24 protein-coding genes and 1 pseudogene are annotated in these 23,825 nt (G+C 72.2%); 13 read left to right on the top strand and 12 right to left on the bottom strand.

The genetic code is table 11. From position 1 onward, the window contains the following. Positions 1 to 290: 290 nt before the first annotated feature. Complete coding sequence (locus EDC02_RS14235) at positions 291 to 1,520, bottom strand: globin domain-containing protein (RefSeq protein ID WP_123602383.1); 1,230 nt, start codon at positions 1,518 to 1,520, stop codon at positions 291 to 293. A gap of 158 nt (positions 1,521 to 1,678) precedes the next feature. Between EDC02_RS14235 and EDC02_RS14230 the strand changes: the two genes are divergently transcribed. Beyond that, the gene (locus tag EDC02_RS14230; protein ID WP_123602382.1) at positions 1,679 to 2,173 is read left to right on the top strand and encodes an Rrf2 family transcriptional regulator; all 495 of its coding nucleotides are present in this window, start codon (positions 1,679 to 1,681) and stop codon (positions 2,171 to 2,173) included. On the opposite strand, the gene EDC02_RS14225 is transcribed toward EDC02_RS14230, so the two are convergent. From EDC02_RS14225 to EDC02_RS14215, 3 genes are read right to left on the bottom strand one after another with little or no spacing between them, the layout of a single operon-like run. Continuing rightward, on the bottom strand, positions 2,146 to 2,976 hold the full coding sequence (locus tag EDC02_RS14225; RefSeq protein WP_123602381.1) for an MBL fold metallo-hydrolase: 831 nt from the start codon (positions 2,974 to 2,976) through the stop codon (positions 2,146 to 2,148). The two genes, EDC02_RS14230 and EDC02_RS14225, sit on opposite strands and share 28 nt — an antisense overlap. After that, positions 2,973 to 3,428: a thioesterase family protein gene (locus tag EDC02_RS14220; protein ID WP_123602380.1), complete on the bottom strand. Its 456-nt coding sequence runs from the start codon at positions 3,426 to 3,428 to the stop codon at positions 2,973 to 2,975. The genes EDC02_RS14225 and EDC02_RS14220 overlap by 4 nt, the downstream gene beginning before the upstream one ends. A gap of 6 nt (positions 3,429 to 3,434) precedes the next feature. Beyond that, the gene (locus tag EDC02_RS14215) at positions 3,435 to 4,487 is read right to left on the bottom strand and encodes a LacI family DNA-binding transcriptional regulator (protein ID WP_123602379.1); all 1,053 of its coding nucleotides are present in this window, start codon (positions 4,485 to 4,487) and stop codon (positions 3,435 to 3,437) included. 138 nt (positions 4,488 to 4,625) lie between these two features. On the opposite strand from EDC02_RS14215, the gene EDC02_RS14210 reads away from it, so the two are divergent. Continuing rightward, entirely contained in the window at positions 4,626 to 6,974 is a 2,349-nt protein-coding gene (locus EDC02_RS14210) for an AbfB domain-containing protein (protein WP_123602378.1), read from the top strand. Between the two features lie 68 nt (positions 6,975 to 7,042). On the opposite strand, the gene EDC02_RS14205 is transcribed toward EDC02_RS14210, so the two are convergent. After that, entirely contained in the window at positions 7,043 to 7,894 is an 852-nt protein-coding gene (locus EDC02_RS14205; RefSeq protein ID WP_123602377.1) for an SDR family NAD(P)-dependent oxidoreductase, read from the bottom strand. A 55-nt stretch (positions 7,895 to 7,949) separates the two neighbouring features. Between EDC02_RS14205 and EDC02_RS14200 the strand changes: the two are divergent. Further along, a pseudogene (locus tag EDC02_RS14200) lies at positions 7,950 to 8,689 on the top strand (hypothetical protein). Positions 8,690 to 8,774: 85 nt separating this feature from the next. Here the strand turns inward: EDC02_RS14200 and EDC02_RS14195 are convergent. Both EDC02_RS14195 and EDC02_RS14190 read right to left on the bottom strand, forming a co-directional pair. Beyond that, entirely contained in the window at positions 8,775 to 8,963 is a 189-nt protein-coding gene (locus tag EDC02_RS14195; RefSeq protein WP_123602376.1) for a DUF397 domain-containing protein, read from the bottom strand. Beyond that, on the bottom strand, positions 8,954 to 9,739 hold the full coding sequence (locus EDC02_RS14190) for a helix-turn-helix transcriptional regulator (protein WP_123602375.1): 786 nt from the start codon (positions 9,737 to 9,739) through the stop codon (positions 8,954 to 8,956). The genes EDC02_RS14195 and EDC02_RS14190 overlap by 10 nt, the downstream gene beginning before the upstream one ends. A gap of 168 nt (positions 9,740 to 9,907) precedes the next feature. On the opposite strand from EDC02_RS14190, the gene EDC02_RS14185 reads away from it, so the two are divergent. Together EDC02_RS14185 and EDC02_RS14180 are read left to right on the top strand one after the other, a co-directional pair. Beyond that, positions 9,908 to 10,378, top strand: coding sequence for a hypothetical protein (locus EDC02_RS14185; RefSeq protein WP_148083460.1), 471 nt, complete (start codon positions 9,908 to 9,910; stop codon positions 10,376 to 10,378). A gap of 107 nt (positions 10,379 to 10,485) precedes the next feature. Continuing rightward, positions 10,486 to 10,989 carry a Sir2 family NAD-dependent protein deacetylase gene (locus tag EDC02_RS14180; protein WP_123602373.1) on the top strand — a complete coding sequence of 168 codons (504 nt, stop codon included), beginning with the start codon at positions 10,486 to 10,488 and terminating at the stop codon, positions 10,987 to 10,989. Positions 10,990 to 11,022: 33 nt separating this feature from the next. Here the strand turns inward: EDC02_RS14180 and EDC02_RS14175 are convergent, their stop codons facing one another. Genes EDC02_RS14175 through EDC02_RS14165 form a run of 3 tightly spaced genes read right to left on the bottom strand, consistent with a single transcriptional unit; the run spans position 11,023 to position 13,331 of the window. After that, the gene (locus EDC02_RS14175) at positions 11,023 to 12,570 is read right to left on the bottom strand and encodes a PH domain-containing protein (protein ID WP_123602372.1); all 1,548 of its coding nucleotides are present in this window, start codon (positions 12,568 to 12,570) and stop codon (positions 11,023 to 11,025) included. Continuing rightward, a complete protein-coding gene (locus tag EDC02_RS14170; protein ID WP_233605910.1) occupies positions 12,567 to 13,088 on the bottom strand; it encodes a PH domain-containing protein in 522 nt (173 codons plus the stop codon). Before EDC02_RS14170 ends, EDC02_RS14175 begins: the two co-directional genes overlap by 4 nt. Positions 13,089 to 13,106: 18 nt before the next feature. Further along, complete coding sequence (locus EDC02_RS14165; protein ID WP_123602371.1) at positions 13,107 to 13,331, bottom strand: hypothetical protein; 225 nt, start codon at positions 13,329 to 13,331, stop codon at positions 13,107 to 13,109. 255 nt (positions 13,332 to 13,586) lie between these two features. Between EDC02_RS14165 and EDC02_RS14160 the strand changes: the two genes are divergently transcribed. The 7 genes from EDC02_RS14160 to EDC02_RS14130 all read left to right on the top strand — a co-directional run bounded on the left by EDC02_RS14160 (position 13,587) and on the right by EDC02_RS14130 (position 20,645). Beyond that, the gene (locus tag EDC02_RS14160) at positions 13,587 to 14,729 is read left to right on the top strand and encodes a MoxR family ATPase (RefSeq protein ID WP_123602370.1); all 1,143 of its coding nucleotides are present in this window, start codon (positions 13,587 to 13,589) and stop codon (positions 14,727 to 14,729) included. Then, positions 14,708 to 15,691, top strand: coding sequence for a DUF58 domain-containing protein (locus EDC02_RS14155; protein WP_123602369.1), 984 nt, complete (start codon positions 14,708 to 14,710; stop codon positions 15,689 to 15,691). The genes EDC02_RS14160 and EDC02_RS14155 overlap by 22 nt, the downstream gene beginning before the upstream one ends. After that, complete coding sequence (locus tag EDC02_RS14150; RefSeq protein WP_123602368.1) at positions 15,688 to 16,638, top strand: VWA domain-containing protein; 951 nt, start codon at positions 15,688 to 15,690, stop codon at positions 16,636 to 16,638. The genes EDC02_RS14155 and EDC02_RS14150 overlap by 4 nt, the downstream gene beginning before the upstream one ends. A gap of 620 nt (positions 16,639 to 17,258) precedes the next feature. After that, entirely contained in the window at positions 17,259 to 17,966 is a 708-nt protein-coding gene (locus EDC02_RS14145; protein ID WP_123602367.1) for a beta-ketoacyl-ACP reductase, read from the top strand. A 42-nt stretch (positions 17,967 to 18,008) separates the two neighbouring features. Next, complete coding sequence (gene fabI / locus EDC02_RS14140) at positions 18,009 to 18,776, top strand: enoyl-ACP reductase FabI (RefSeq protein ID WP_123602366.1); 768 nt, start codon at positions 18,009 to 18,011, stop codon at positions 18,774 to 18,776. A gap of 52 nt (positions 18,777 to 18,828) precedes the next feature. Further along, positions 18,829 to 19,869 (top strand): ferrochelatase, encoded by a 1,041-nt coding sequence (locus tag EDC02_RS14135; protein ID WP_123602365.1) that lies wholly within the window; start codon positions 18,829 to 18,831, stop codon positions 19,867 to 19,869. After that, entirely contained in the window at positions 19,809 to 20,645 is an 837-nt protein-coding gene (locus tag EDC02_RS14130) for an HAD-IIA family hydrolase (RefSeq protein ID WP_370461535.1), read from the top strand. The genes EDC02_RS14135 and EDC02_RS14130 overlap by 61 nt, the downstream gene beginning before the upstream one ends. Positions 20,646 to 20,686: 41 nt before the next feature. On the opposite strand, the gene EDC02_RS14125 is transcribed toward EDC02_RS14130, so the two are convergent. Then, positions 20,687 to 21,478, bottom strand: coding sequence for a hypothetical protein (locus EDC02_RS14125; protein ID WP_123602363.1), 792 nt, complete (start codon positions 21,476 to 21,478; stop codon positions 20,687 to 20,689). A gap of 121 nt (positions 21,479 to 21,599) precedes the next feature. Here EDC02_RS14125 and EDC02_RS14120 point away from each other — a divergent pair, with 121 nt between their 5' ends. Further along, positions 21,600 to 22,424, top strand: a complete 825-nt coding sequence (locus tag EDC02_RS14120; RefSeq protein WP_233605909.1) for a DUF3097 domain-containing protein — start codon at positions 21,600 to 21,602, stop codon at positions 22,422 to 22,424. A 61-nt stretch (positions 22,425 to 22,485) separates the two neighbouring features. On the opposite strand, the gene EDC02_RS14115 is transcribed toward EDC02_RS14120, so the two are convergent. Continuing rightward, the gene (locus tag EDC02_RS14115) at positions 22,486 to 23,784 is read right to left on the bottom strand and encodes a serine hydrolase (RefSeq protein ID WP_123604772.1); all 1,299 of its coding nucleotides are present in this window, start codon (positions 23,782 to 23,784) and stop codon (positions 22,486 to 22,488) included. Positions 23,785 to 23,825: the final 41 nt, after the last annotated feature.

Genomic DNA, 23,825 nt, shown 5'->3' with positions numbered 1-23,825 from the left:
CGCTGAGTGAGAGGCGGGACAGGTATCCGCATCGACCGCCTCATCCGATCCGACCGTCCCGGAGGTGTCCCATGTCGGTGTCCTCGCTGCGTGCGCTGGCCGACGAGCAACTCGCCGTGGCCCAGGCCAGCGACAACGGGCGCAGCGCCAAGACCGTACACGGTGGCCCCGGTACGTCGCTGCGACACACGCTGCTCGCGCTGACCGGCGGACACGCGCTCGCCGAACACGCCAGCCCGGGTGAGGCGACCCTGCTGGTGCTGCGGGGCCGGGTTCGGCTTGTCGGCGGCTCAGCCCGCCAGCATCCCTGGCCCGAACACCTCGTAGACGATCCGCTCGGCGGGCAGGCCCCGGAGCAGCAGCTCGCCACGGACCTGGGCCATGAACGGCACCGGCCCGCACAGGTGCGCGTACGTGTCCGGCGCGAACGGGATCCGTGCCGGATCGACCCATCCGGAGTGGATCGTCGCCTTCAGATCGGGGAGTTCGCCGTCGGTGGCGTTTTCGTACCACAGGTGCACCGACAGGTTGGGCATCCGCTGCTGGAGCTCCGGCAACTCGTGGCGCAACGGGTGCGCGGCCGCGGACCGGTTGGCGTGTACCAGCACCACCTCGCGGGCCGGCGCGACCGTGCTCAGCTGGGCGAGGGCGGCCATCGCCGGGGTGACGCCGATCCCGGCGCTGACCAGCAGCAGCGGCACGCCGAGCTCGCCGATGGAGCTGACCTCGCCGAACGCCGGGCTCAGCCGCAGGACGTCACCGACGGCGGTCCGGTCGTGCAGCTGGCTGGAGACTGTCCCGTCCGGCGCCGGCGACCCGGCCCTGCCCCGGAGCCGTTTGACGGTGATCCGCCAGGTGGCGGCACCGGGCCGGCCGGACAGACTGTACTGGCGGATCTGCCGGCCCTGGCCGCCGGAGAGATCGACTGCGACCGAGACGTACTGGCCGGGGGTGAAGGTGGGGGCCGGGTCGCCGTCGGCCGGGGCCAGGATCAGCGACACGACGTCGGCGGTCTCCGGGTTCTTTTCGACGACCCGCCAGGGCCGCCAGCCGGCGTCGGCCTGCAGGGGGAGTCCGGCGACGGTGTACAGCCGGGCCTCCCGGGCGATGAGCTCGCAGGCCAGCAGCCAGTAGACCTCGTCCCACGCCGCCGCCACCTCGGACGTCACGGCGTCGCCGAGCACCTCACCGACGGCGGCGAGCAGATGCCGTCCGACGATCGGATACTGGGTGGCGGTGATGCCGAGCGAGGCGTGCTTGTGCGCGATCCGGTCCAGGATCGGCGCCCAGGGCACTGTGCTCCGCCCGGTCAGGTGCTCGGCGTAGGCGACCACCGCGGCGGCCAGCGCCGCCTGCTGGCGGCCGGTCGCCTGGTTGCCTCGGTTGAACAGCTCCAGCAGCTCCGGATGGGCGGCGAACATCCGCTGGTAGAACCGGCTGGTGATGGCCTCGCCGTGGGCCTGTACGGCGGGCAGGGTCGCGGTCACCACCGCCGCTGAGGACTTCGAGAGCACGGTCACTCCTTAGGGGATCGGGACGGTACGTCGTCACTAAACAGGAATCTGCGACTCCTCTTTTAGGGCCATTGGTCCCGAGCCGCGTTCACGCCGCGCCGCGCCGGCCGCGCCGAACGCGGCTGGGCCGGTGCCGGCCTGCCGTGGCTGGTTAAGGTCGGGACGTGAAGCTCAACCGGTCCACGGACATGGCGTTACGGATCGCCATGCTCACCGCCGCGTCTCGCACCCGGACCACGGTGGACGACCTGGCCGACCGGCTCGCCCTGCCGCGCAGCCACGTCGCCAAGGTCGTGCAGCGGCTGCAGCGGCTCGGCGTCCTGGCCACGGTCCGGGGCCGGGCAGGCGGCAGCGCGTTCGCCCCGGACGCCGCCGAGATGACCGTGGCCCAGGTGGTACGGGCCTTCGAAGGCGACGGTGAGGTCGTCTCCTGCGAACAGCCGGCCTGCCCGCTGCTCGCCGGCTGCCGGTTGCGGGTCGAGCTGCGCCGGGCCCGGGCGGCCTTCCTCGCCGCGCTCGACGAGGTCCGTCTCGGTGACCTCGTCGACGCCGACACCGGTCCACTGCCCGCACTGCTCACCATCGACCTTGGAGAACCGTCGCCGGCCCTCGACAGGCGCGCCGAGGCCAGTCAGGCCCGGTTGGACAGTTCGGCGTAGCCGCGGACGACCGCGGTGCCCGCCGCCTGCGGCCCGAACGGCGCCCGCGCGGCCACCCGTGCCGGCGGCGCGCCGTCGGCGTGCCCGTCGCGGATCAGCCACTCCAACGCCACCAGGTCGGCGTGCTGGGCCCGGACGAAGTCGACACCGACGCAGGCGCCGTGGCCGGGGACCACGACACTGGCCGGCCCGAGCCGCCGCAGCACCGCCGCGAGGGTGTCCGGCCACTCCAGCGGGTAGGCGTCGTCGAACGACGGTGGGGCACCCTGCTCGACCAGGTCACCGGCGACCAGCAGGTCCGCGTCCGGGACGTGCACCACCAGGTCGCCGATGGTGTGCCCGCGCCCGGGATGCCACAGCTCGACCGCCCGGCCGCCGAGGTCGAGCGTCGCGGCGCGGGTCACCGTACGGTCCGGTGGGTGGACCACCGCGTGGCTGAGCTGCTCGGCCAGCTGCGGGTCGTGGCCGATCATTTCGCGGTACGCCTCGTCGCGGACCACCTCGACCGGGCGGGCCAGCAGCCGGGCCGCCTCCTGATGGGCCCATACCGGCGCGGGTGGGTCCCCGGCGGCCACCTGGTTGCCGAAGCAGTGGTCGAAGTGGTGGTGGGTGTTGACCACCGACCATGGCAGGTGGGTGATCCGCCGGGCCGCCTCGACCAGCTCGGCGGCCTCGGCCGGGGTACTGCCGGTGTCGACGAGCACGGCGGCGGCCGCGCCGACGACCAGCGTCGAGTTGACGTCGAGCCGCGGTCGGCGCAGCACGTACACCCGGTCGCCGACCTCGACGAACCGGGCGCTCATCCGGAGACGGCCCGCTCACCGGTGGGGTCGTCGCCGACACGTGGCGCCGGCGTGCGGTCGAAGGCCCGCTCGACGAACCGGTGCCGGTCGACCAGGGCCCGCTCGATGCGGCCCTGCGCGATGGTCGTGCTCCCCTCGAACACCACCACCTCGAAGACCAGCCGCCGCCCGTCGACCTCGCTCAGCCGGGCCATCGCGGCCACCGTGCGGCCGACCGGGGTCGCCGCCCGGTGGTCCAGCTCGACCCGGGTGCCGACGGTGGTCATGCCGGGTGGCAGCCCGGTGGCGGTGGCGGCGACCGTCGCCGCCTCGGCCAGCGCGAGTAGCCGCGGGGTACCGAGGACCGGTACGTCGCCCGAGCCGACCGCCTGGGCGGTGTCGGAATCGGTCACGGTCAGCTCGACCCGGGCGGTGGCACCCGGGCGGAAGCTGTTCTCCGGCGTCTGTCCCATGACCAATCAGCCTAGGTGCTCGACCTGCGTCGGACCACGAAAGCCGGACCGCGCGCCGGCGGTGCTCTGCCGGACCGCCATGGTGAACGGGGTCTGCACGTCGTACGGCGGCCGGGGCGGACGCCCTTCGATCCGGTCGACCAGCCGTCGGACCGCCAGCCGGGCGATCTCCGCCTTGTCAGGGGAGATGCTGGTCAGGCTCGGGTTGGCGTACCGTCCCTCCTCGATGTCGTCGATCCCGACGACCGCGACGTCCTGCGGGATCCGCCGGCCGGCGTCGGTGGCGGCGCGCATCGCACCGAGTGCGATCAGGTCGTTGTACGCGAAGACCGCGTCCGGTGGCTCGGCGAGGGTGAGCAGTCGTCGCATCGCGGCCGAGCCGTCGGCCCGGCCGAACCGGTCGGTGACCACGGTCAGTTCCGGTCGGTCGGGCAGCCCGGCGGCGGCGATGCCCGCCCGGAAACCGCGCAGCCGCAGCTGCGCCGACTGTCGGTCGTCGTGGCCCCGGGCCCCGATGAAGGCGATCCGGCGGCGGCCGAGCGCGACCAGGTGCGCCACCGCCGCGCGGCTGGCCGCGACGTTGTCGATGGCGATGTGATCATGCGGTACGTCGGAGACGCCCTCGCCGATGAGGACCAGCGGCAGCGCGTCGCGGCGGGCGAGCACCTCGGTGCGGCCGATCCGCACCGGGCTGAGGATCAGCCCGTCGACCACGTGCCGGCGGGAGCCGCCGAGCAGCGCCAGCTCCATGTCGGCGTCGGCGTCGGTGCTCTCCATCACCAGGGTGTAACCGAGCGCTGCGGCCTCCCGGATCGCCATCTCGGCCAGCTCGGCGAAGTACGGGTTGGTCAGCTCGGGGATGGCCAGCGCGATCAGTCCGGTCCGGCCGCGCCGCAGGTGCCGGGCGCTGAGGTTCGGGGTGTAGCCAAGTTCGTCGATGGCCTGCTGCACCCGGCGTCGGGTGGGTTCGGCGACCGGCCGGTAGCCGTTGACCACGTTGGAGACCGTGGCCAGTGAGACGCCCGCGCGCTCGGCGATGCTCCGCAGACTGGCACCCATCCGTCGATCCTGACATACATCGACGGGTGGAGATTGACGACGGTCGACCAGAGGTTTATAACGTTATAGATAATCTCGACGTACCTCGATGCGCTCACATCCGATCCCGTCCCCGGCCCGTCCACCGATGGAGACGACATGCGATCACCCCGTACCCGTTGGACCGCTGTTGCGGCAGCGACCGCGACCGCAGCCGCCGGCCTGCTCGTCGCGCCCCCGGCCGCCGTCGCGGTGCCCGCTCGCCCCGCGCCGCTGACCACCCCGTGGACCGCCCAGGCGCTCACCGGCACCCCGCTGCCCGAATACCCCAGGCCGCAGATGACCCGCCCCGACTGGCGCAACCTCAACGGCGAATGGCAGCTGCGGCAGTCCACCACCGACGACCCCCCACAGTTCGGCGTCGACCTGCCCGAACGGGTCAACGTCCCGTTCCCGGTCGAGTCGGCGCTGTCCGGCATCGGCCGGGCCGCCGACGACAACCGGCACCACCTGACCTACCGGCGCACCTTCACCGTCCCGGCCAACTGGGCCGGGCGGCGGGTGCAGCTGCACTTCGGCGCCGTCGACTGGCAGGCCACCGTCTGGGTCAACGGCCGGCGGGTCGGCGGCCACACCGGCGGCTACGACGCCTTCAGCTTCGACATCACCAGTGCGCTGCGTCGCGGCCCCAACGAACTGATCGTCACCGCCTGGGACCCGACCGACAGCCGCCAGCACGGCAGCCTGCCACCGATCGGCAAACAGACCAAGACCCCGGGCGGGATCTTCTACACCCCGGCCTCGGGTATCTGGCAGACCGTCTGGCTGGAACCCACCCCGGCCACCTCGATCAGCGACGTCGACCTGCGCCCCGACCTGGCCAGCGACACCATCCGAGTCCGGGCAGCAATACGAGGCAACGCTGCCGGCCACACCGTCCGCGCCGAGGCCCTCGCCGGAGCCACCGTCGTCGGCACCGCCACCGGCGGCTTCACCGAGTTCGCCGTACCGGTGCCGAACGCCCGCCGCTGGTCACCGGACGACCCGTACCTGTACGACCTGCGGGTCACCCTGCGCGACCGGCGCGGCCGGGTCGTCGACCGGACCACCCACTACTTCGGCATGCGGGAGATCGGCGTACGGATGCTCGACGGGGTGCCGCGACCGACCCTCAACGGCGAGTTCGTCTTCCAGCTCGGCACCCTCGACCAGGGCTACTGGCCCGACGGCGGGTACACCGCGCCGACCGACGAAGCGCTCGCCTTCGACCTGCGCAAGCACAAGAGCCTCGGGTTCAACATGGTGCGCAAGCACATCAAGGTCGAACCGCAGCGCTGGTTCTACCACGCCGACCGGCTCGGCCTGCTGGTGTGGCAGGACATCCCGTCGATGACCGCCCAGGACATCGACCCCACCGACGCGCAGCAGGCCCAGTTCGAGGCCGAGGCGCGCCAGATCGTCGCCGAACACCGCAACTCGCCGTCGGTGGTCGCCTACGTCGTCTACAACGAAGGCTGGGGCGAGCGTGCCCTGGCCGACACGATCCGGGTCGGCCAGGCCGTCAAGGACCTCGACCCGACCCGGCTGGTCGACACCCACAGCGGATACAACTGCTGCCAGTCGCTGGGCAACCCCGGCAACGGCGACATGGACGACTGGCACGTCTACGTCGGGCCCGGCGCGCCGGCGCCGACCGGCGGGCGGATCTCCGTGCTGGGCGAGTTCGGCGGCCCCGGACTGCGGGTGCCGGGCCACGAATACAGCCCGAACGGCAACTTCCAGGCGTACGAGTGGCAGCCGACCCCGGCCGCGTTGACCGACCGCTACGTGGGCCTGATCCAGGGCACCACCAACCTGATGATCGGCCGAGGGCTCAGCGCCGCCGTCTACACCGAGATCACCGACGTCGAGGGCGAGCTGAACGGCTTCCTCACCTACGACCGGCAGGTGGCCAAGATGGACGAGGCCCGGGTCCGGGCGGCCAACCTGGCGCTGATCGCCACCTCCCGGGCGCTGCCGTCGCGTACACCGGTCGCCCTGCCGCTGGACGCCCGCCGGTCGCTGCGGGTCACCACCCCCGGCTTCACCGACCGCTACCTGCGGCACCGCGACAGCCTGGCCTACACCGACGTGGTCACCGCCGACAGCCCGCAACTGCTCAGGGACGACGCGACGTACGTGATCCGGCCCGGTCTGGCCGACCCGGACTGCTTCTCGTTCGAGTCGGTCAACTTCCCCGGCCAGTACCTGCGGCACGCCAACTCCCGGGTCCGCAACTCGCCCGACGACGGCACCGCGCTGCTGCGCGCCGACGCCACCTGGTGCGCGCGGCGCGGGCTGACCGGCAGCGGTGTGTCGCTGGAGTCGTACAACTATCCGGGTTCGTTCCTGCGCCACTACGCGGCCGAGATCTGGCTCAGCGACGGCGCGGACGGCCCCAGCTGGAACTCGCCGACCAGCTGGGCGGCGGACTCCACCTGGCAGGTCGGCCCCGCCTGGGCCCCGTGACCGCGTGCTGACGGGTAGCCGAGGCAGGAGACCGTAGCCGGTCCGCCGGTACTACCGGTCGTTTCCGGCTACGGCCGCGACGAACCAGCGCCGTCGGCGAACATCCCCACGCCCGGCGTCGCGCCGAACGAACCACCGCGCTGCTGGAGGCCTTCCAGCTGGGTCCGACCTGGGGCCCGGGTGGCTTCGGGGTCGGGTCCGTTGACTGCTCGTCCGCCGTCGACGGCGAGGACGACGCCGTTGACGAATCCGGCGGCGGGAAACAGCAGGAAGGTGACAGCGTCGGCCACCTCACCTGGGGTCCCGACTCGACCAAGCGGATGCAGCGCGGCCATCTCGGCGTCCACCTCGGGGTGCTGGGCACGGTAGCTCTCGAATCGGTCGGTAGCGATCGAGCCGAGCGCGACAGCATTGGTACGGATGCCGGCCGGCCCGTGACCCACCGCCATTGCCCGGGTCAGACCCTCGACAGCAGCCTTCGCGGTCGCGTAGGGCAGCGCTCCGCGGACCGGGCGCTGCGCCTGGTGGGACGAGACGTTGACGATGGCCCCGCCGCGCCCGTGTGCCAGGAAGTGGTTGACCGCGACGTGGCAGCCGGTGACCGCCAGGGCGAGGTTCGTGGAGATCAGGTCCAGGATCTGGGCCGCCGACGCGTCGTCCATCCCTGCGTCGCCGAAAACCGCTGCGTTGTTGACCCAGCCGAGCAGCGGACCAGCGGACTCGGCGGTGGCCGCTGCCCGCCGCACTGTCTTGGCATCACGAGCGTCGCCGGTGATCAGAATGACGCGTTCGTGCTGCCAGCCGAGTTCACCGGTGACATCCACGACGACGACCTGACCGTCGCGGGTCAGGCGTTCGGCGATCGCCCGGCCGATGCCCCGGGCACCTCCAGTGACCACATACGACGGCCGCGTAGCCATGATCAGATGCCTCCTGCGTATCCACGGTCCTTGTGGACAGCGAGGATCGGATTCGATGATGGTCCGACTCGGCCTGTTCCGGGAGCCAGACTTCCGGCGGTTCTTCGGCGCGACCGTCGCCGGGCAGCTCGCCGACCGGTTCGTCTACCTCGCGCTGCCGCTGGTGGCGATCCTCTGGCTGGACGCGGACGAGTTCGCGGTCGGCGTGCTGACCGCGATGACCACGGCCGGGTCGCTGCTGATCGGGCTGCCTGCGGGTGCGTGGGTCGACCGGTGGCGCAAGCGCCCAGTGCTGGTCAACACCGATCTGCTGCGGGCGGCGCTGCTGATGACGGTTTCGCTGGCCTGGTGGGCCGACGCGCTGACGATCTGGCTGCTGTACGCGATCGCCCTCGGCCACGGACTGCTGACCGTGCTCTTCGAGGTCGGTTACACGAGCTACATCCCGGCGCTGGTCGGCCGGGACCACCTGGTCGAGGCGAACAGCAGGATCGCTGCGGGTTGGCCCTGCTGTCCTTCGGCGGCGTGGTCCGGCTGATCGCGCAGGCGGGCCTGCAGCAGCGGGTCACCCCGGACCGGCTGCTGGGCCGGATGAGCGCCACTGTCCGCTTCGTCCAGTGGGGCAGCATGCCGGTCGCGGCGCTGCTCGGCGGTACGCTCGGCGGCCTGTTCGGGGCGTCGGCCGTACTGTGGATCGGTACGGCCGGGATGACCGCCGCCTTCCTGCCGGCCCTGCTGTCGCCGCTGCGGACAACGTACCGGCTGCCGGAGATCGAGAGCACCGCAGCCCAATAGGACGGCCCAGCCTCGGCTCCAACCGCGAGAGCGGAGCCGGGGCTGGGCGATCCGGCCTACGGCTGACTTGGTGCTGTCCGATGGCTCAAGGCTTCAGGGTGGCAGCCGTCGACACGAAGGACTGCCACGCGGTCGGTCCGAAGGTCAGCATCGCGCCGTCGCGGTCCTTGGTGTCCCGTACGAGGACGCGCCCGGCGACGTTGTCGGCCACCTCGACGCAGGCCCCTGTGTCGGACTTGGTGCTCTTACGCCAACGAGGCTTGGTCAGGTCCATGTCTCTCCCGCCTTCGTGATCAATTCGAGCGACTGCGCGCAGGGTAGAGCGTACTGCCGGATCGACTCCCAGTCGCTCTCCAGGCTCGCGGTGCGGTCGGGTGACTCCACCACTCGGCCCTCCTGGTGGCCTTCGAGGAAGCCGACTGTGCGACCCTCAACCGAGGCCAGGACGATCGGGCCGTACATCCCGACATACGCCGGGGTGGCCAGTGGCACCACGTGGATCTGTACATTCGGCCGATCGCCTACCTCCGTCAGCGCTTTGAGTTGCTCGCGCATCACTTCCGGCCCGCCGACGGTGCGGCGGATCGCCATTTCGTCGAGGATCACGACCAGGCGGCATGGGCTGGTGGTTCGGCTGATGATCTCTTGCCGGTCCAGCCTTGCCGCGAGCGTCTGTTCGACGTCCTCGGCCGGGACGTTCATCGCCGGCAGGAGAGCGCGTGCGTACGCCTCGGTTTGCAGCAGTCCGGGGATCAGCGTCGGATGGTAGACCCGCAGCAGGGTCGCCCGACCTTCGTACTCGACGAACGGCCGGTACCACACGGGTGTCCAGTCGCCCCGGACGAACTCCCGATAGAACCTGACCAGGGCGGTGCCGAACACCTTGTCGACGGCCTTCAGGTAGTCCGGCAGCGCGGGCCGTTCGCCGCGCTCGATGGCACCCACGTGCTTCGCCGAGAAGTGGATCCGGTCGGCCCACGCTTCCTGGGTCAACCCGAACGACTCGCGCAGCCGGCGTAGCTCCGATATCAGATAATCGCTCCCAGCCATAGACCTTCACATCCCCCAAATCACTCGAAGTTGTTGATCTTTTGCTGGCCTGGACGGCATGTACATTCCCTGGGCTTAACGCCTTCTTCCATTGAGCATGGTCAGCGATCCAGGCTGGAACTCAGCAGAAAGATACACGCTGTTCGTAATCGATCCGAGGGGGTAATGATGATCAGAAACGACGGGATCGGTGGGACGCCGAGGCTGGCCCGCTACACCTCGATCGGCACACCGCGAAACGTCGATCCGACACCGGGCCGGCCGCCGCTGCCGAAGCGCAACCCGGGGGAGACAGACCCGGACCAGGACGACCGTTTCCAGCTCGCCGGGGGATGCGGCATGGCGCCAACTCCCGCTGGCGCCCTGGACGACCCGGCGCGAGGCGGCGACCCTACCTGGTCACCGGAGCTGGTCCGAGCCGTCCATGATGCGAACTCCACCGCCCGGACCCACATCCCGAACCGCACCACCGGGGAGTGTCACCGGTGCGGCGGCATCCCGGCACCGTGTCGACCGTTCCTGCGGGCACTCACCATTCTGGACCGATGGGACGCGAGCTCCACCCGGCGCATCCGGGCTGTGCTGCACCTGTCCGGGCTGATGCCGGCCGGCGAGCCGGACGACGACGGTGACGGGTGACCCGGCGACCGGCACCTGCGGTGGACGCGGCTCGCCTCGCCCGCCGGGATCGCGGCGGCCGACGCCGCGAACGGCGGTTACCGTCGGGGACATGTCCGACCGATCGAGTGTGGCACCTGTCGACGAGGTGGCGCAGTGGGCCCAACGGCGTCTGGACGAGGGACCCGCAGGCCGCCAAGCTGTTCACCCTCGACGCGTACGTCGCCGACCCGGCGGTGCGGCGGCGGTCCTGGCTCGGCCGGCGGGATCATCCGGCCTGGTCCGCGCAGCCGAACGAGGGCCACGCGAGTCTGGTGGAGCTGGAGCGGTCCGGTCGGCTGGCCGCGATCGTCACCCAGAACATCGACGGCCTGCACCAGCGTGCCGGCAACAGTCCGGACAAGGTGATCGAGATCCACGGCACCATGTCCGAGGTCGAGTGCCTAAGCTGCGACGACCGGACCGGCATGGACGAGGCGCTGGCCCGGGTGGCGGCCGGTGAGGACGACCCGGACTGCCGCTTGTGCGGCGGCATCCTGAAGGCCGCGACGCCGTACGACCCGATCGCCGACGCGGTGCTGCGCGAACCCATCGGTACGGTGCTGCCCGCCCTCGTCCACCAGTTGATCTAGAAGGATTTGGCCGGTATATCGACCATAATCCTTCTAGATCGACGGCTGCGGCGAGGTCGGATCGGCTGTGCTGCGGGCGGCGCGGGCCCGGTCGCTGAGCTGCGCCGCCAGCCACCACGCCTCGGCTACGTCCCGATCCTTGGCGGCGGCGCTCGGCCCACCGGCGGTGTCGGCGTACACGGTGGCCAATCCGAGCAGCCGCTGCAACGGCCCGCGCACCACCCGTACGCTCTGCATCCGCGCGTACGGCACGACCATCATTTGCCGGGTCAGCAGCCCGCTGCGCACGCTGAACACGTCGTCGGCCAGCCCGGCGCCGAGCTTCGGCTGCACCAGCGGGTTGAGCCAGCGGGCCCGGCGCGGCGGCGGCGTCATTCGCAGCGCGTCGAGCGCGATGCCGGGCAGCACGTCAGCGAGGATGTGGTTCGCGGTCGGCAGTACGCCGACCGGCAGCAACTGGTCGGACTGGGTGCCGCCGCCCTGCCCGTCCGGTGCGGCGTAGCCGGCGACGTGCAGCCGCATCTGCAGCCACTTCTTCCCCCGCCACAGCAGCGGCCAGGTAACCCCGATCGCCTGGATCCGGTGCAGCGGTACGGTCTGCGACCGGGTCTCGGTCAGCCCGTGCCGGACCCGCAGCCCCACCTCGTCGCGGGCCAGCCGGAAGTTCCAGTCGCTGAGCACCCGTCGGATCGGCTGCAGGATGATGCCGGCGGTGGCGGTCAGGGTGCTGGCGACCGCCACGAACGACCAGGTGGCGTCCATCGCGAACTGGGCGATCACGAACGCGGCGCCGAACGGCAGGAACATGGTCTGCGGGGTGAGCAGCTGGCTGATCAGCAGGTCCCGGTTGACCACGGTGTGCAGCAGCCGGCCGGGTGGCGGCGCAGACGGGTCGGGCAGGCCGGCCGGGGTGCCGTCGGGCGGTGCCGTCCCGTCGGGGGCCGTCGCGTCCGGTGCCGCCCCGGTGCGGCCGGCGCGGCCGGCGAGCGCCAGCAGCCGGGCCCGCAGCGCGGCGGCGTCGGCGACGGTCAAGTACGCCAGCGGTGCCTCGGTCTGGCCACCGCCGACCACTTCGAGCCGCAGCTCGGCCAGGCCGGTCAGCTGGGCAAGCAGTGGCCGGACCACTTCGACGGCCTGCAGCCGCTCCAGCGGGATGGCACGGGTCCGCCGCCACAGCAGTCCCTCGTGAATTCGCAGCTCACGGCCGACCACGTGGTAGCCGGTGTTGTACCAGCTGATCACCGCCACCGCCAGGTAGCCGAGCAGGCACAGCACGACCAGCAGCGCGAAGCGGCCGAAACCGACCCGGCCGAGCGTCTGCCAGGACAGGCCGGCGATGATCACCACGAGGGCCCTGCTGCCCTTGAGGATCGGGCTCAGCGGGTGCAGCCGCTGGCGGGGCTCCTCGACCGGACCGTGCGGCGGGTACGGCGGGTACGGCGGGTACGGCTGGCCGGGCAGTGGGTAGGCCTGGCCGGGCGGCGGGTACGGCGCCGGGGCCCCGGGCGGCGGCTGGCCGGGCGGCGGCCCGGGCTGGGCCGGCGGGACTGGCGGTGGGACCGGCTCGTGCGGCTGGCTCACAGGCCCTCCGCCCGGATCTCGCCGAGCGCGGTGAGCCGGTCCCGTAGCCGGGACGCCTCGGCGGGTCGTAGCCCGGGCACCCGGGCGTCGCTGGCCGCTGCGGCCGTGTGCAGCTGCACGGTCGCCAGGTCGAAGGCCCGTTCCAGCGGGCCGGCGGAGACGTCGACGAACTGCATCCGGGCGTACGGGACGATCGACAGCCGGCGTACCAGCAGTCCGTGTCGCACCAGCAGGTCGTCGTCGCGCTCGGCGTACCCCCAGGCGTAGACGGCCCGCACCGTCGCCACCACCCGCAGCACGGTGAGCAGCACGGCGGCGGCGAAGCCGACGCCGACGAACCAGAAGCCGGTGATCGCCCAGCCGATGCCGAGGCCGACGAGCAGGAAACTCATCCCGATGGCGAGCCGGATCAGCTCCACCCAGACCAGGTCACGGGAGACGGGCTGCCACTGCACCGTCTCCGGCCAGGGCTCCAACGGGCTGAGCGGGGCTGCCGGTGCGGCGGACTGTTCGGTCACCCTTACGAGCGTAGGCGATCAGCCAAGCGGTGCCACGTCGCGGAGGAATCCGCGTACGTGCAGGAAGTCGCCGAGCCGCTCCCGGTGGTCGGCGCAGGCCAGCCAGGTCTTGCGGCGTTCGGGCTGGTGCAGCCGGGGATTGTTCCAGTTGAGCGCCCAGATCGCCGGGGCACGGCAGCCTTTGGCTGAGCAGATCAACTGCTCACCCGGTGCGGTGTCGGCGGAATCGGGGGGCGTGGCCACGGCACGAGTCTAGGTCGGTACCAGGCCAGAGGCGGCACGAGCCGAGGGTGTGAGCGCCGGGCGGCCACGGGGGAAGCCGCCCGGCGACGGCTGAATCGTACACACGCCGATCCCCCTCGTGTCTACCCACCTGGCGGTGCTTTCTCGGCCCCTGCCCGCCGGTTCGGACCGGCGTGCGACGCTTAGTGCGGCACGACCTTTTCAACCGACGACGCCAGAACCCTGACGGCGCCAGAACCACGCTGTGGAGGACCGGTGGCCCAGCCGACCACGCCCGAATCGTCGACACCGACCGCCGCGCCGCCGTCGCCCCCCGAGGCGACACCGGCCACCGACGCGACCCTGCTCGAGCGGGCGATGTTCGAGGTGAAACGGGTCATCGTCGGTCAGGACCGGATGGTCGAGCGGATGTTCGTCGCGCTGCTCGCCCGGGGGCACTGCCTCCTGGAAGGCGTCCCCGGGGTGGCGAAGACACTCGCCGTGGAGACCCTCGCCACCGTCGTGGGTGGTTCGTTCGCCCGGATCCAGTTCACCCCTGACCTGGTCCCCGCCGACCTGGTGGGCACCCGGATCTACCGGCAGTCCAGCGAGAAGTTCGACATCGAACTCGGGCCGGTGTTCGTCAACTTCCTGCTCGCCGACGAGATCAACCGCGCGCCGGCCAAGGTGCAGTCGGCGCTGCTCGAGGTGATGAGCGAGCGGCAGGTGTCGCTGGGCGGGCAGACACACCCGGTACCGGATCCGTTCCTGGTGATGGCCACCCAGAACCCGATCGAGCAGGAGGGCGTCTACCCACTGCCGGAGGCCCAGCGCGACCGGTTCCTGATGAAGATCGTGGTGGGCTATCCGACCGACGCGGAGGAGCGGGAGATCGTCTACCGGATGGGGGTGGAGGCGCCGCAGCCGAGCGTCATCTTCAAACCCACCGACCTGGTCGACCTGCAGCGCAAGGCGGACAGGGTGTTCGTGCACAACGCGTTGGTCGACTACACCGTACGGCTGGTGCTGGCCACCCGGGCACCGGCCGAGCACGGCATGCCGGACGTCGCGCAGCTGATCCAGTACGGTGCCAGCCCGCGCGCCTCGCTGGGCATCGTGCGGGCCACCCGGGCGTTGGCGCTGCTGCGTGGACGCGACTACGCGTTGCCGCAGGACGTGCAGGACATCGCCCCGGACATCCTGCGTCACCGGCTGGTGCTCAGCTACGACGCGCTCGCCGACGACGTGCCCGCCGACCACGTCGTCGGGCGGATCATGCAGACGGTGCCGCTGCCGTCGGTCGCTCCCCGGCAGAACGCGACGCCGCAGCCGGTGGGACCGATGGGACATGCCGCGCCGGCCGCCGCGGTGCCCGGCCCGCCCGGCGGCGGCGCCGGCTGGCCCGGGCAGTCGCAGTGACCGCTGCGGTGCCGAGTTCGGGCCGGGCGGAGGCGGTGCTGTCCCGGCTCTACCTGACCGTCACCCGCAAACTCGACGGCCTGCTGCAGGGCGACTACGTGGGGCTGCTGCCCGGTCCGGGCAGCGAGGCCGGTGAGTCGACCGAGTACCGGCCCGGTGACGACGTACGCCGGATGGACTGGCCGGTGACGGCCCGGACCACCGTGCCGCACGTACGGCGTACCGTGGCCGACCGGGAGCTGGAAGCCTGGGTGGCGGTGGACCTGTCGGCCAGTCTGGACTTCGGCACCGCCCGCTGTCTCAAGCGGGATCTGGCCGTCTCGGCGGCGGCGGCGATGGTGCACCTGACCGCGCGGGGCGGTAACCGGGTCGGCGCGGTGATCGGCACCGGTGATCCGGCGCTGGGCGGCGTCCTCACCCGGCTGCCGGCGCGGACCGGCCGCAAGGAGGCGCACGGGCTGCTGCGGGCGATCGCCGGCACCCAGTCCCGGCCCGGCCGCAGCGACCTCGGCGCCCTGATCGACATGCTGAACCGGCCGCCGCGTCGCCGTGGCGTCGCCGTGGTGATCTCCGATTTCCTGGCCCCGCCGCAGCAGTGGGGCCGGCAGGTCCGCAAACTCGCCGTCCGCCACGACGTCCTCGCCGTCGAGGTGGTCGATCCGCGTGAGCTGGAGCTGCCCGACGCCGGCGTGCTGACCCTGGCCGACCCGGAGACCGGCACGCTGCACGAGGTGCAGACCGCCGATCCACGGCTGCGCCGGCGGTACGCCGAGGCGGCCGGGGCCCAGCGGGCGGCGATCGCGCAGACCCTGCGCGGTGCCGGCGCGGCCCACCTGCGGCTGCGGACCGACTCGGACTGGCTGCTGGACATCGTCCGGTTCGTTGCCGGGCAGCGGCACGCCCGTACCCGGGGCATCGCCCGCCCGGCCCCCACCCCGCGCCCGGAAAGCGAAGCTCGATGATCCGTTTCCTGCAGCCCTGGTGGCTGCTCGCCCTGCTACCGGTCCTGGCGATCGCCGGGATGTACGTCTGGCGTCAGTTCCGTCGTAAGGCGTACGCGGTCCGGTTCACCAATGTGGACCTGCTGCGCACGCTGGCCCCGCGTGGTCTCGGCTGGCGCCGTCACCTGGCCGCCGGGGCGTTCCTGCTCAGCCTGCTGGTGCTGGCGTCGGCGCTGGCCCGGCCGTCGATCGACACCGAGGAGTCGCTGGAGCGGGCCACCGTCATGCTCGCCATCGACGTGTCGCTGTCGATGGAGGCCGACGACGTGCCGCCCAGCCGGATCGAGGCGGCCCAGCAGGCGGCGAAGGAGTTCGTCGCGGAGCTGCCGGAGGGCTACAACATCGGGTTGGTCGCGTTCGCCAAGTCGGCGAACGTGCTGGTCTCGCCGACCAAGGACCGGGCCGCGGTGTCCCAGGCGATCGACGGTCTGGTGCTGGCCGAGGCGACCGCCACCGGCGAGGCCGTGTTCACCTCGTTGGAGGCGATCCGGCTGGTGCCGACCGACGGCGCGCAGGGCCCGCCGCCGGCCCGGATCGTGCTGTTGTCGGACGGCTACCGCACCTCGGGCCGGTCGGTCGAGGAGGCCGCCGCGGCGGCGTCGGCGGCCAACGTACCGGTGTCGACGATCGCGTTCGGCACCGACGACGGCCAGGTGCAGATCGGCAACCAGGTGCAGCGGGTGCCGGTGGACCGGTTCGCGCTGGCCGAGCTGGCCGAGGCGACCAACGGCTTCTTCTACGAGGCGGCGTCGGTGGGCGAGCTCAACCAGGTGTACGAGGACATGGGCTCGTCGATCGGGCAGCGGACCGTGCCCCGGGAGATAACCCAGTGGTACGCGGCCCTGGCGTTGCTGCTCGCGTTGGGCGCGGCGGTGCTCAGTCTGTTGTGGACCTCGCGGCTGCCGTGAGACGGCCCGGCCGGACCAGCAGGTGCCGGGTCGGGCAGTGGGCGACGGTCGGTAGGTGGCGGGTCCCGGGCCGGCGGGTGACGGATACCCGCCGGCCCGGGACCCGTCACCGTGCGCCGCTGGCCAGTACGAAGATGACGGCGATCCAGACGGCGGCCAGGGTGAACCCCAGCGGTGCGACGTAACGGTTCATCGAGGGTGGACTCCGGCGACGGGCCGGCCACCTGTGGATCAGGGTGACCGGCGGGCGGGCTGACGGGGCGACACGGGCAGATCGCGCGGGCGCACCGGGAGCCGCGCCGACCTCAGCGCGCTCGACCGGTGGCCCGGCGACGACTAGGAGGATCGCTATCTCGCACAGCGATCACCTCCACAGGTCGTCCGGCCGTTGAACCGGGCAAGAGCGTACACCCGGGCCGGCGGGTCGGGAAGTTCGGCCCGACGACCCGTCACCGCAGCGCCTGCCGCACCTGTTGGACCGTGCCGCCGTTCACCACTGTGCGGCTACGACCGGACCGACCTGGTGTCAGGACACCACCGGGGTAGTACCCCCGGGTTACTGCTTACCCGGCGGTAGCACCTAGTCTCCAAAGCCGGATCATCAATGACGAGGGGGGAACGTGGCCCGCACCGTACTGGTCACCGGCGGTAACCGGGGCATCGGTCTGGCGATCGCGCAGGCGTTCGCGAAGCAGGGCGACCGGGTCGCGGTCACCTACCGGTCCGGCTTCGACGAGCAGGCCGGCCTGTTCGGCGTACGCTGCGACGTCACCGACGCCGACTCGGTCGACCAGGCCTTCGGTGCGGTCGAAGCCGAGCTCGGGCCGGTCGAGGTGCTGGTCGCCAACGCCGGCGTCACCGACGACACGCTGCTGCTGCGGATGTCCGAGGAGCAGTTCACCTCGGTGCTGGACACCAACCTGACCGGTGCGTACCGCTGCGCCAAGCGCGCTTCGACGAAGATGCTGCGGGCCCGCTGGGGCCGGCTCATCTTCATCTCGTCGGTGGTCGGCCTGCTCGGCTCACCGGGCCAGGTCAACTACGCGGCGAGCAAGGCCGGCCTGGTCGGCATGGCCCGCTCGATCACCCGCGAACTCGGTGGACGCAACATCACCGCGAACGTCGTCGCCCCCGGCTACGTGGAGACCGACATGACGGCGGCGCTGCCCGAGGAGCGCAAGGCCGAGTACCGCAAGGCGATCCCGGCCGGCCGGTTCGCCACCGCCGACGAGGTGGCCGCGGCGGTGACGTGGCTCGCCGGCGACTCCGCCGGTTACATCTGCGGGGCGGTCATTCCCGTCGACGGCGGCCTCGGCATGGGGCACTGACCGCACCCGACCTGGCAATCGAAGACCGAACGGAGAAAATCTGTGTCCGCACTGCTGGCCGGTAAGCGGCTGCTCGTCACCGGCGTCATCACCGACCAGTCGATCGCCTTCTCGGTGGCGAAGCTCGCCCAGGAGAACGGCGCCACCGTGGTGCTCACCGGGTTCGGCCGGATGTCGCTGGTGGAGCGGATCGCCAAGCGGCTGCCGGCCGAGGCGCCGGTGATCGAGCTCGATGTGACCAACCCGGAGCATCTGGCCGGGCTGGCCGACAAGGTCTCCGGTCACGTCGACGGCCTCGACGGGGTGGTGCACTCGATCGGGTTCGCCCCGCAGAGCTGCCTCGGTGGCGGGTTCCTCGACGCGCCCTGGGACGACGTGGCCACCGCGCTGCACATCTCCACCTTCTCGTACAAGTCGCTGGCGATGGCGGCGCTGCCGCTGATGCGTCCCGGCGGCGCGGTCGTCGGGCTGACCTTCGACGCCACCCTGGCCTGGCCGGTCTACGACTGGATGGGGGTCGCCAAGGCCGGTCTGGAGTCCGCGTCCCGCTACCTGGCGCTGCACCTGGGGCCGAAGGGCATCCGCAGCAACCTGGTCTCCGCCGGCCCGCTGCGCACCATGGCGGCCAAGTCGATCCCCGGCTTCGAGGCCTTCGAGCAGGCCTGGACCGAGCGGGCGCCGCTGGGCTGGCAGCTGACCGACCAGGAGCCGGCGGCGCGGGCCTGCCTGGCGCTGCTGTCGGACTGGTTCCCGGCGACCACCGGTGAGATCGTGCACGTCGACGGCGGCTTCCACGCCATCGGCGCCTGATCTTCGGGATGCGCCGCCGCCCGGCCCGGCCCGACCAGGAACAATAGGGCCCATGGCGTACGACGCACTGGTTCTGCTGTCGTTCGGCGGCCCGGAAGGTCCGCAGGACGTGCTGCCCTTCCTGCGCAACGTGACCCGGGGCCGCAACGTGCCGCCGGAGCGGCTGGCCGAGGTCGCCGAGCACTACCAGCACTTCGGCGGCGTGTCGCCGATCAACCAGCAGTGCCGGGAGCTGCTCGCCGCGATCCGCGCCGACTTCGCCGCCCACGGAATCGACCTGCCGGTCTACTGGGGCAACCGCAACTGGCATCCGATGCTGGCCGACACGGTGGCCCGGATGCGCGACGACGGGGTCCGCCGCGCCCTCGCCTTCGCCACCAGCGCCTACGGCGGCTACTCGTCGTGCCGGCAGTACCAGGAGGACATCGCGGCGGCGCGGGCCACGGTTGGCCAGGACGCCCCGGTGATCGACAAGCTGCGGCAGTTCCACGACCATCCCGGGTTCGTCGGCCCGCACGTCGAAGCGGTCCGGGCCGCGCTGGGCACCCTCGACCCGGCGCTGCGTCGGCGTACCCGGCTGGTGTTCACCGCCCATTCGGTCCCGACCAGCGCGGCGGCCGCCGCCGGCCCGGAGGGCGGGCGCTACCAGGCCCAGCTGGCCGAGACCGCCCGGCTGGTCGCCGCCGACGCCGCGCCGGACCTGCCGTACGACCTGGTCTGGCAGAGCCGGTCCGGCCCACCGCAGGTGCCCTGGCTGGAGCCGGACGTCAACGACCACCTGCGTGAACTCGCCGGTCAAGGGGTCGACGCGGTGGTGGTCAGCCCGATCGGCTTCGTCTCCGACCACCTCGAAGTGGTCTGGGACCTGGACACCGAGGCGGCGGCGACCGCCAAGGAGCTCGGTCTGGCGTACACCCGGGCGGCCAGCCCCGGCACCCACTCGGCCTTCGTGTCGATGGTCCGGGACCTGGTGTCGGAGCGGCTGCGCCCGGACGGCGCCCTCACCCGGGCGCGGCTCGGTACGCTGCCGGTCTGGGACACCTGCCCGGTGAACTGCTGCATTGCCTCTTCCACCCCCCGGAGATCCTCGTGACCGACCGTAAGCCCGTCGAGAGTTGGCTGACCGACATGGACGGTGTGCTGGTGCACGAGGGCCAACCGGTCCCCGGGGCGCCGGAGTTCATCAACCGGCTGCGCTCCTCCGGCAAACCGTTCCTGGTGTTGACCAACAACTCCATCTACACCCCCCGCGACCTGCAGGCCCGGCTCACCCGGATGGGTTTCGACGTGCCGGAGCAGGCGATCTGGACGGCGGCGCTGGCCACCGCGCAGTTTCTCGCCGACCAGCGGCCGGGTGGCACCGCGTACGTCATCGGTGAGGCCGGGCTGACCACGGCGATGCACGCGGTCGGCTACATCCTGTCCGACTACGCCCCGGACTACGTGGTGCTGGGGGAGACCCGCACCTACAGCTTCGAGGCGATCACCAAGGCCGTCCGGCTGATCAACGGCGGCGCCCGGTTCATCTGCACCAACCCGGACCCGACCGGGCCGTCGACCGAGGGCGCGCTGCCGGCGGCGGGTTCGGTCGCGGCGATGATCTCGAAGGCGACCGGGGTGGAGCCGTACTTCGTCGGCAAGCCGAACCCGATGATGATGCGGTCGGCGTTGAACACGATCGACGCGCACTCGGAGAGTACCGCGATGATCGGTGACCGGATGGACACCGACGTGCTCTGCGGGCTGGAGGCGGGGCTGCAGACGATCCTGGTGCTCACCGGGATCAGCAGCCGCACCGACATCGACCGCTACCCGTACCGGCCGTCGCGGATCGTCCCGTCGGTGGCCGACCTGATCGACGAGATCTGACGCCACCGCCACGCCGGTGCCATGAGGGCCGCGATCGGGAGTCAGGGCCGCAGCGGGGCGTTGCAGGCGGCGACCAGCGCCCGGCGGCAGGCGGTGGTGAGCGGCCGCAGCGCGGCGTCGCGCTGCTGGGCCTCGTAGCCGTTGACGGCACCGCCGGGGGCGACGTGCTCGGCGAGCGCCAGCACCTGGTCCAGCACACTGGCCCGGGCGAACAGCCGGCGGGCCCGCGGGTCGAAACCGGGCGGCAGGTCCATCCCGCCGTCCGGGCGGCGCAGCGCGGCCAACGCCCCGGCCAGCTCCGGCCGCCAGTGAGCGACGTCCAGCCGGGTCAGCGCCGTGGTCGTCTCGGCCAGCGCGGTGGACAACTCGGCCTCGGCCTCGGCGGCGCTCGGCCCGGCGTGCCCGGCGGCGGGCAGCTCCTGCGGCAGCGGGTAGATCCGCCACAGCACCGTCTCGAAGGTGACCCCGGACCCGGACGTGTGCGAGCGCACCTCGGGGATGACGCCCAGCCCGCGCGCCACCACCGCCTCGCCGGCCAGCAGCGCGGCACCGGTGAACTCACCCGGACCGGGCAGGCCACGCGGGTCGCCGGGGGCCGGCAACGCCAGCCGGATCTCGTCCGGCGGCAACTTCGCGAAGCAGGACAGCGCGTCGCGCAACGGCAGGTCGGTCCAGGCACCGGGTGCGTCGGCGACCAGATGCTCCTCGTCGCCGGCTATCTCGTCGGCTATCTCGTCGTACGGCACCAGGCCGGCGCGCCACGCGCGCACCCAGGCCACGAACCGGCTGGAGCGGCGCGTCGCGAGGGTCGCCGCGCCTGCTGCGGGGGACATGCACGCTAGGGTACGTGCCGCGCTGCCGGTTGTCTCGACACCGGGCGGCAGGTCACCGTCGGGGGTGTCCGGTCGGCGCGTCGGCGGGCCACCGCCGGCCGGTGCGGCTAGCCTGCCCGACGTGGGCGGTGACCGGCGGTACGGCGACGACGTGTTGGCGGGCAACTGGCGCCGCCGTCGGGTGGTGCCGGAGGTCGACGCCGAGCCGGACCTGGTGGTGGAGGACGCCGACTCCGGTTTCTGCGGCGCGGTCGTCGGCTTCGAGTCCGGCGCGGTCACCCTGGAGGACCGGCACGGCCGCCGGCGGCACTTCCCGCTGGTTCCGGCCGGTTTCCTGCTCGACGGCCAGCCGGTGACGCTGCGCCGGCCGCCCCGGGCACCGACGGCGCCCCTGCAGCGGCAGCGCACCGCCTCCGGGTCGGTCGCGGTCGGCCAGCGGCCGGCCCGGGTCGCCCAGGCCAGCCGGATCTGGGTGGAGGGGGTGCACGACGCCGCGCTCATCGAGCGGATCTGGGGCGACGACCTGCGCGTCGAGGGCGTCGTCGTCGAACCGTTGGACGGCATCGACGGGCTGGCCGCCGCGGTGGCCGGTTTCGCGCCCGGCCCGCAGCGCCGGCTCGGCGTGCTGGTCGACCACCTGGTCCCCGGGTCCAAGGAGAGTCGGGTCGTCGCCACGGTCACCTCGCCGTACGTGCTGGTCACCGGGCATCCGTACGTGGACGTGTGGCAGGCGGTCAGACCGGACCGGATCGGGTTGCGGCAGTGGCCCCGGATCCCGCCCGGACAGCCGTGGAAGGAAGGCGTCTGCGCGGCGGTCGGCGTGGCCGATCCGGCGCAGCTGTGGCGCCGGATCCTGTCCAGTGTGCACAGCTACCAGGACGTGGAGACGCCGCTGATCAACGCGATGGAGCGGCTGATCGACTTCGTCACCGTGCCGCCGCAGTGAGCTGACCGCACCGTCGCAGTGAGCCGACCGTGCCGCCGCAGTGGGGTGCGCTGGCGGCCGGTCAGCCGAGGTCGTCCGGGTCGCGGGTGAGGACGAAGGTGGCCAGGTCCAGCGCCGTCGGGGTGCCGGTCGGTCCACGCCGTACGGTGAGGAACTCGCCCTGCTGGGCGCCGCTGCGGCCCTGCCAGCGGTCCGCGCCCGCCGCGGCGAACCGCGACGTCACCGGCTGTACCGGCCCGAGCAGGGTGAGGACCAGTTCGGCGGCGTCGGCGTCCCAGGAGACCTGCATCTCCCGTCCCATCCACCACCACCGGCCGCAGATCGCGTCGATCTCCGGCGGCGGCAGGGTGCCCGGCCGCCACGGACGCGGCGCGGCCGGTTCCCGGTCGAGCACCCCGGCCAGCACCCGTAACCCCAGCTCGCGGATGGTGCCCCGGGCGAAGCCGTACGAGTTGGCGAAGGCCACCACGGCGCTGCCGGTGTCGCGGTGCACGGCGAGCAGCGCGACGTAGCCGGGCATGGAGCCGCCGTGGCCGGCGAAGACCCGCTCCCCGACCCGGTACAGCTCGGGGCCGAGCCCGTGGCCGCCGGTCCACCGCTGCGGGTCGTTGATCGCCACCGGCAGGCACATCTCCGCCATCGTGTCGGGGTCCAGCACCGCCGGGTCCGGGTCGGCGAGGAACGCCGCCCATCGGCTCAGGTCGGTGACGGTGGACCAGAGCTGGCCGGCGGGGGCCATCGCCCGGGTGTCGGTACGCGGCTCGTCGCGCAGCGTGCCGTGCCACGGGTGCACCACGTAGCCGGCGGCGTACGGGGCGGTGGGGTGGTAGGTGGTGCGGGTCATGCCGAGCGGGTCGAGCAGGTCGGTGGCGACCAGTTCGGCCCACGGCGTGCCGGTGATCCGCTGCAGGGCGGCGCCGAGCAGCCCGTACGCCAGGTTCGAGTAGTGGTACGTGCGGTGCGGCGGGAAGGCGACCTTGTCCGGTCCGAGTCCGGCCAGCAGGGTGCCGACGTCGGTGCCGGTGCTGCGTTCCCACCAGGCGTCGCCGTCCGGTTCGCGTTGCAGACCGGCGGCGTGGCCGAGGAGCTGGCGCAGGGTGATCCGCTCGAACGGGGCGTCGGGCAGGTGGTCGCGGAGCCGGTCGTCGAGGTCGAGCCGGCCGGCGTCGCGTAGCCGCAGCACCAGGGTGGCGGTGAAGGTCTTGGTGATCGAGCCGATCCGGTACTGCAGGTCGGGGTGGGGTGACGGGTGGTCCCCGGCGGACGCGACGTGTACCAGCCGCCGGTCCAGGAGCACGCCGAGGACGACGGAGGGCGCCCGGCCGTACGACTGGGTCTCGGCGACCGCGGTGTCGATCATGCTGATGGTGTCGGGGGACAGGGGTGCGGACACGCGTACAT

The sequence above is a fragment of the Micromonospora sp. Llam0 genome (assembly GCF_003751085.1).
Taxonomy (GTDB): domain Bacteria; phylum Actinomycetota; class Actinomycetes; order Mycobacteriales; family Micromonosporaceae; genus Micromonospora_E.
This window is presented reverse-complemented; position numbering and strand designations above follow the sequence as displayed.

Excerpts from the sequence above, each read along its gene's own strand:
- EDC02_RS14225 (WP_123602381.1), bottom strand. The coding sequence starts at position 2,976 with ATGAGCGCCCGGTTCGTCGAGGTCGGCGACCGGGTGTACGTGCTGCGC.
- EDC02_RS14220 (WP_123602380.1), bottom strand. The coding sequence starts at position 3,428 with ATGGGACAGACGCCGGAGAACAGCTTCCGCCCGGGTGCCACCGCCCGG.
- EDC02_RS14215 (WP_123602379.1), bottom strand. The coding sequence starts at position 4,487 with ATGGGTGCCAGTCTGCGGAGCATCGCCGAGCGCGCGGGCGTCTCACTG.
- EDC02_RS14210 (WP_123602378.1), top strand. The coding sequence starts at position 4,626 with ATGCGATCACCCCGTACCCGTTGGACCGCTGTTGCGGCAGCGACCGCG.
- EDC02_RS14205 (WP_123602377.1), bottom strand. The coding sequence starts at position 7,894 with ATGGCTACGCGGCCGTCGTATGTGGTCACTGGAGGTGCCCGGGGCATC.
- EDC02_RS14195 (WP_123602376.1), bottom strand. The coding sequence starts at position 8,963 with ATGGACCTGACCAAGCCTCGTTGGCGTAAGAGCACCAAGTCCGACACA.
- EDC02_RS14190 (WP_123602375.1), bottom strand. The coding sequence starts at position 9,739 with ATGGCTGGGAGCGATTATCTGATATCGGAGCTACGCCGGCTGCGCGAG.
- EDC02_RS14185 (WP_148083460.1), top strand. The coding sequence starts at position 9,908 with ATGATCAGAAACGACGGGATCGGTGGGACGCCGAGGCTGGCCCGCTAC.
- EDC02_RS14150 (WP_123602368.1), top strand. The coding sequence starts at position 15,688 with ATGATCCGTTTCCTGCAGCCCTGGTGGCTGCTCGCCCTGCTACCGGTC.
- EDC02_RS14135 (WP_123602365.1), top strand. The coding sequence starts at position 18,829 with ATGGCGTACGACGCACTGGTTCTGCTGTCGTTCGGCGGCCCGGAAGGT.
- EDC02_RS14125 (WP_123602363.1), bottom strand. The coding sequence starts at position 21,478 with ATGTCCCCCGCAGCAGGCGCGGCGACCCTCGCGACGCGCCGCTCCAGC.
- EDC02_RS14115 (WP_123604772.1), bottom strand. The coding sequence starts at position 23,784 with ATGATCGACACCGCGGTCGCCGAGACCCAGTCGTACGGCCGGGCGCCC.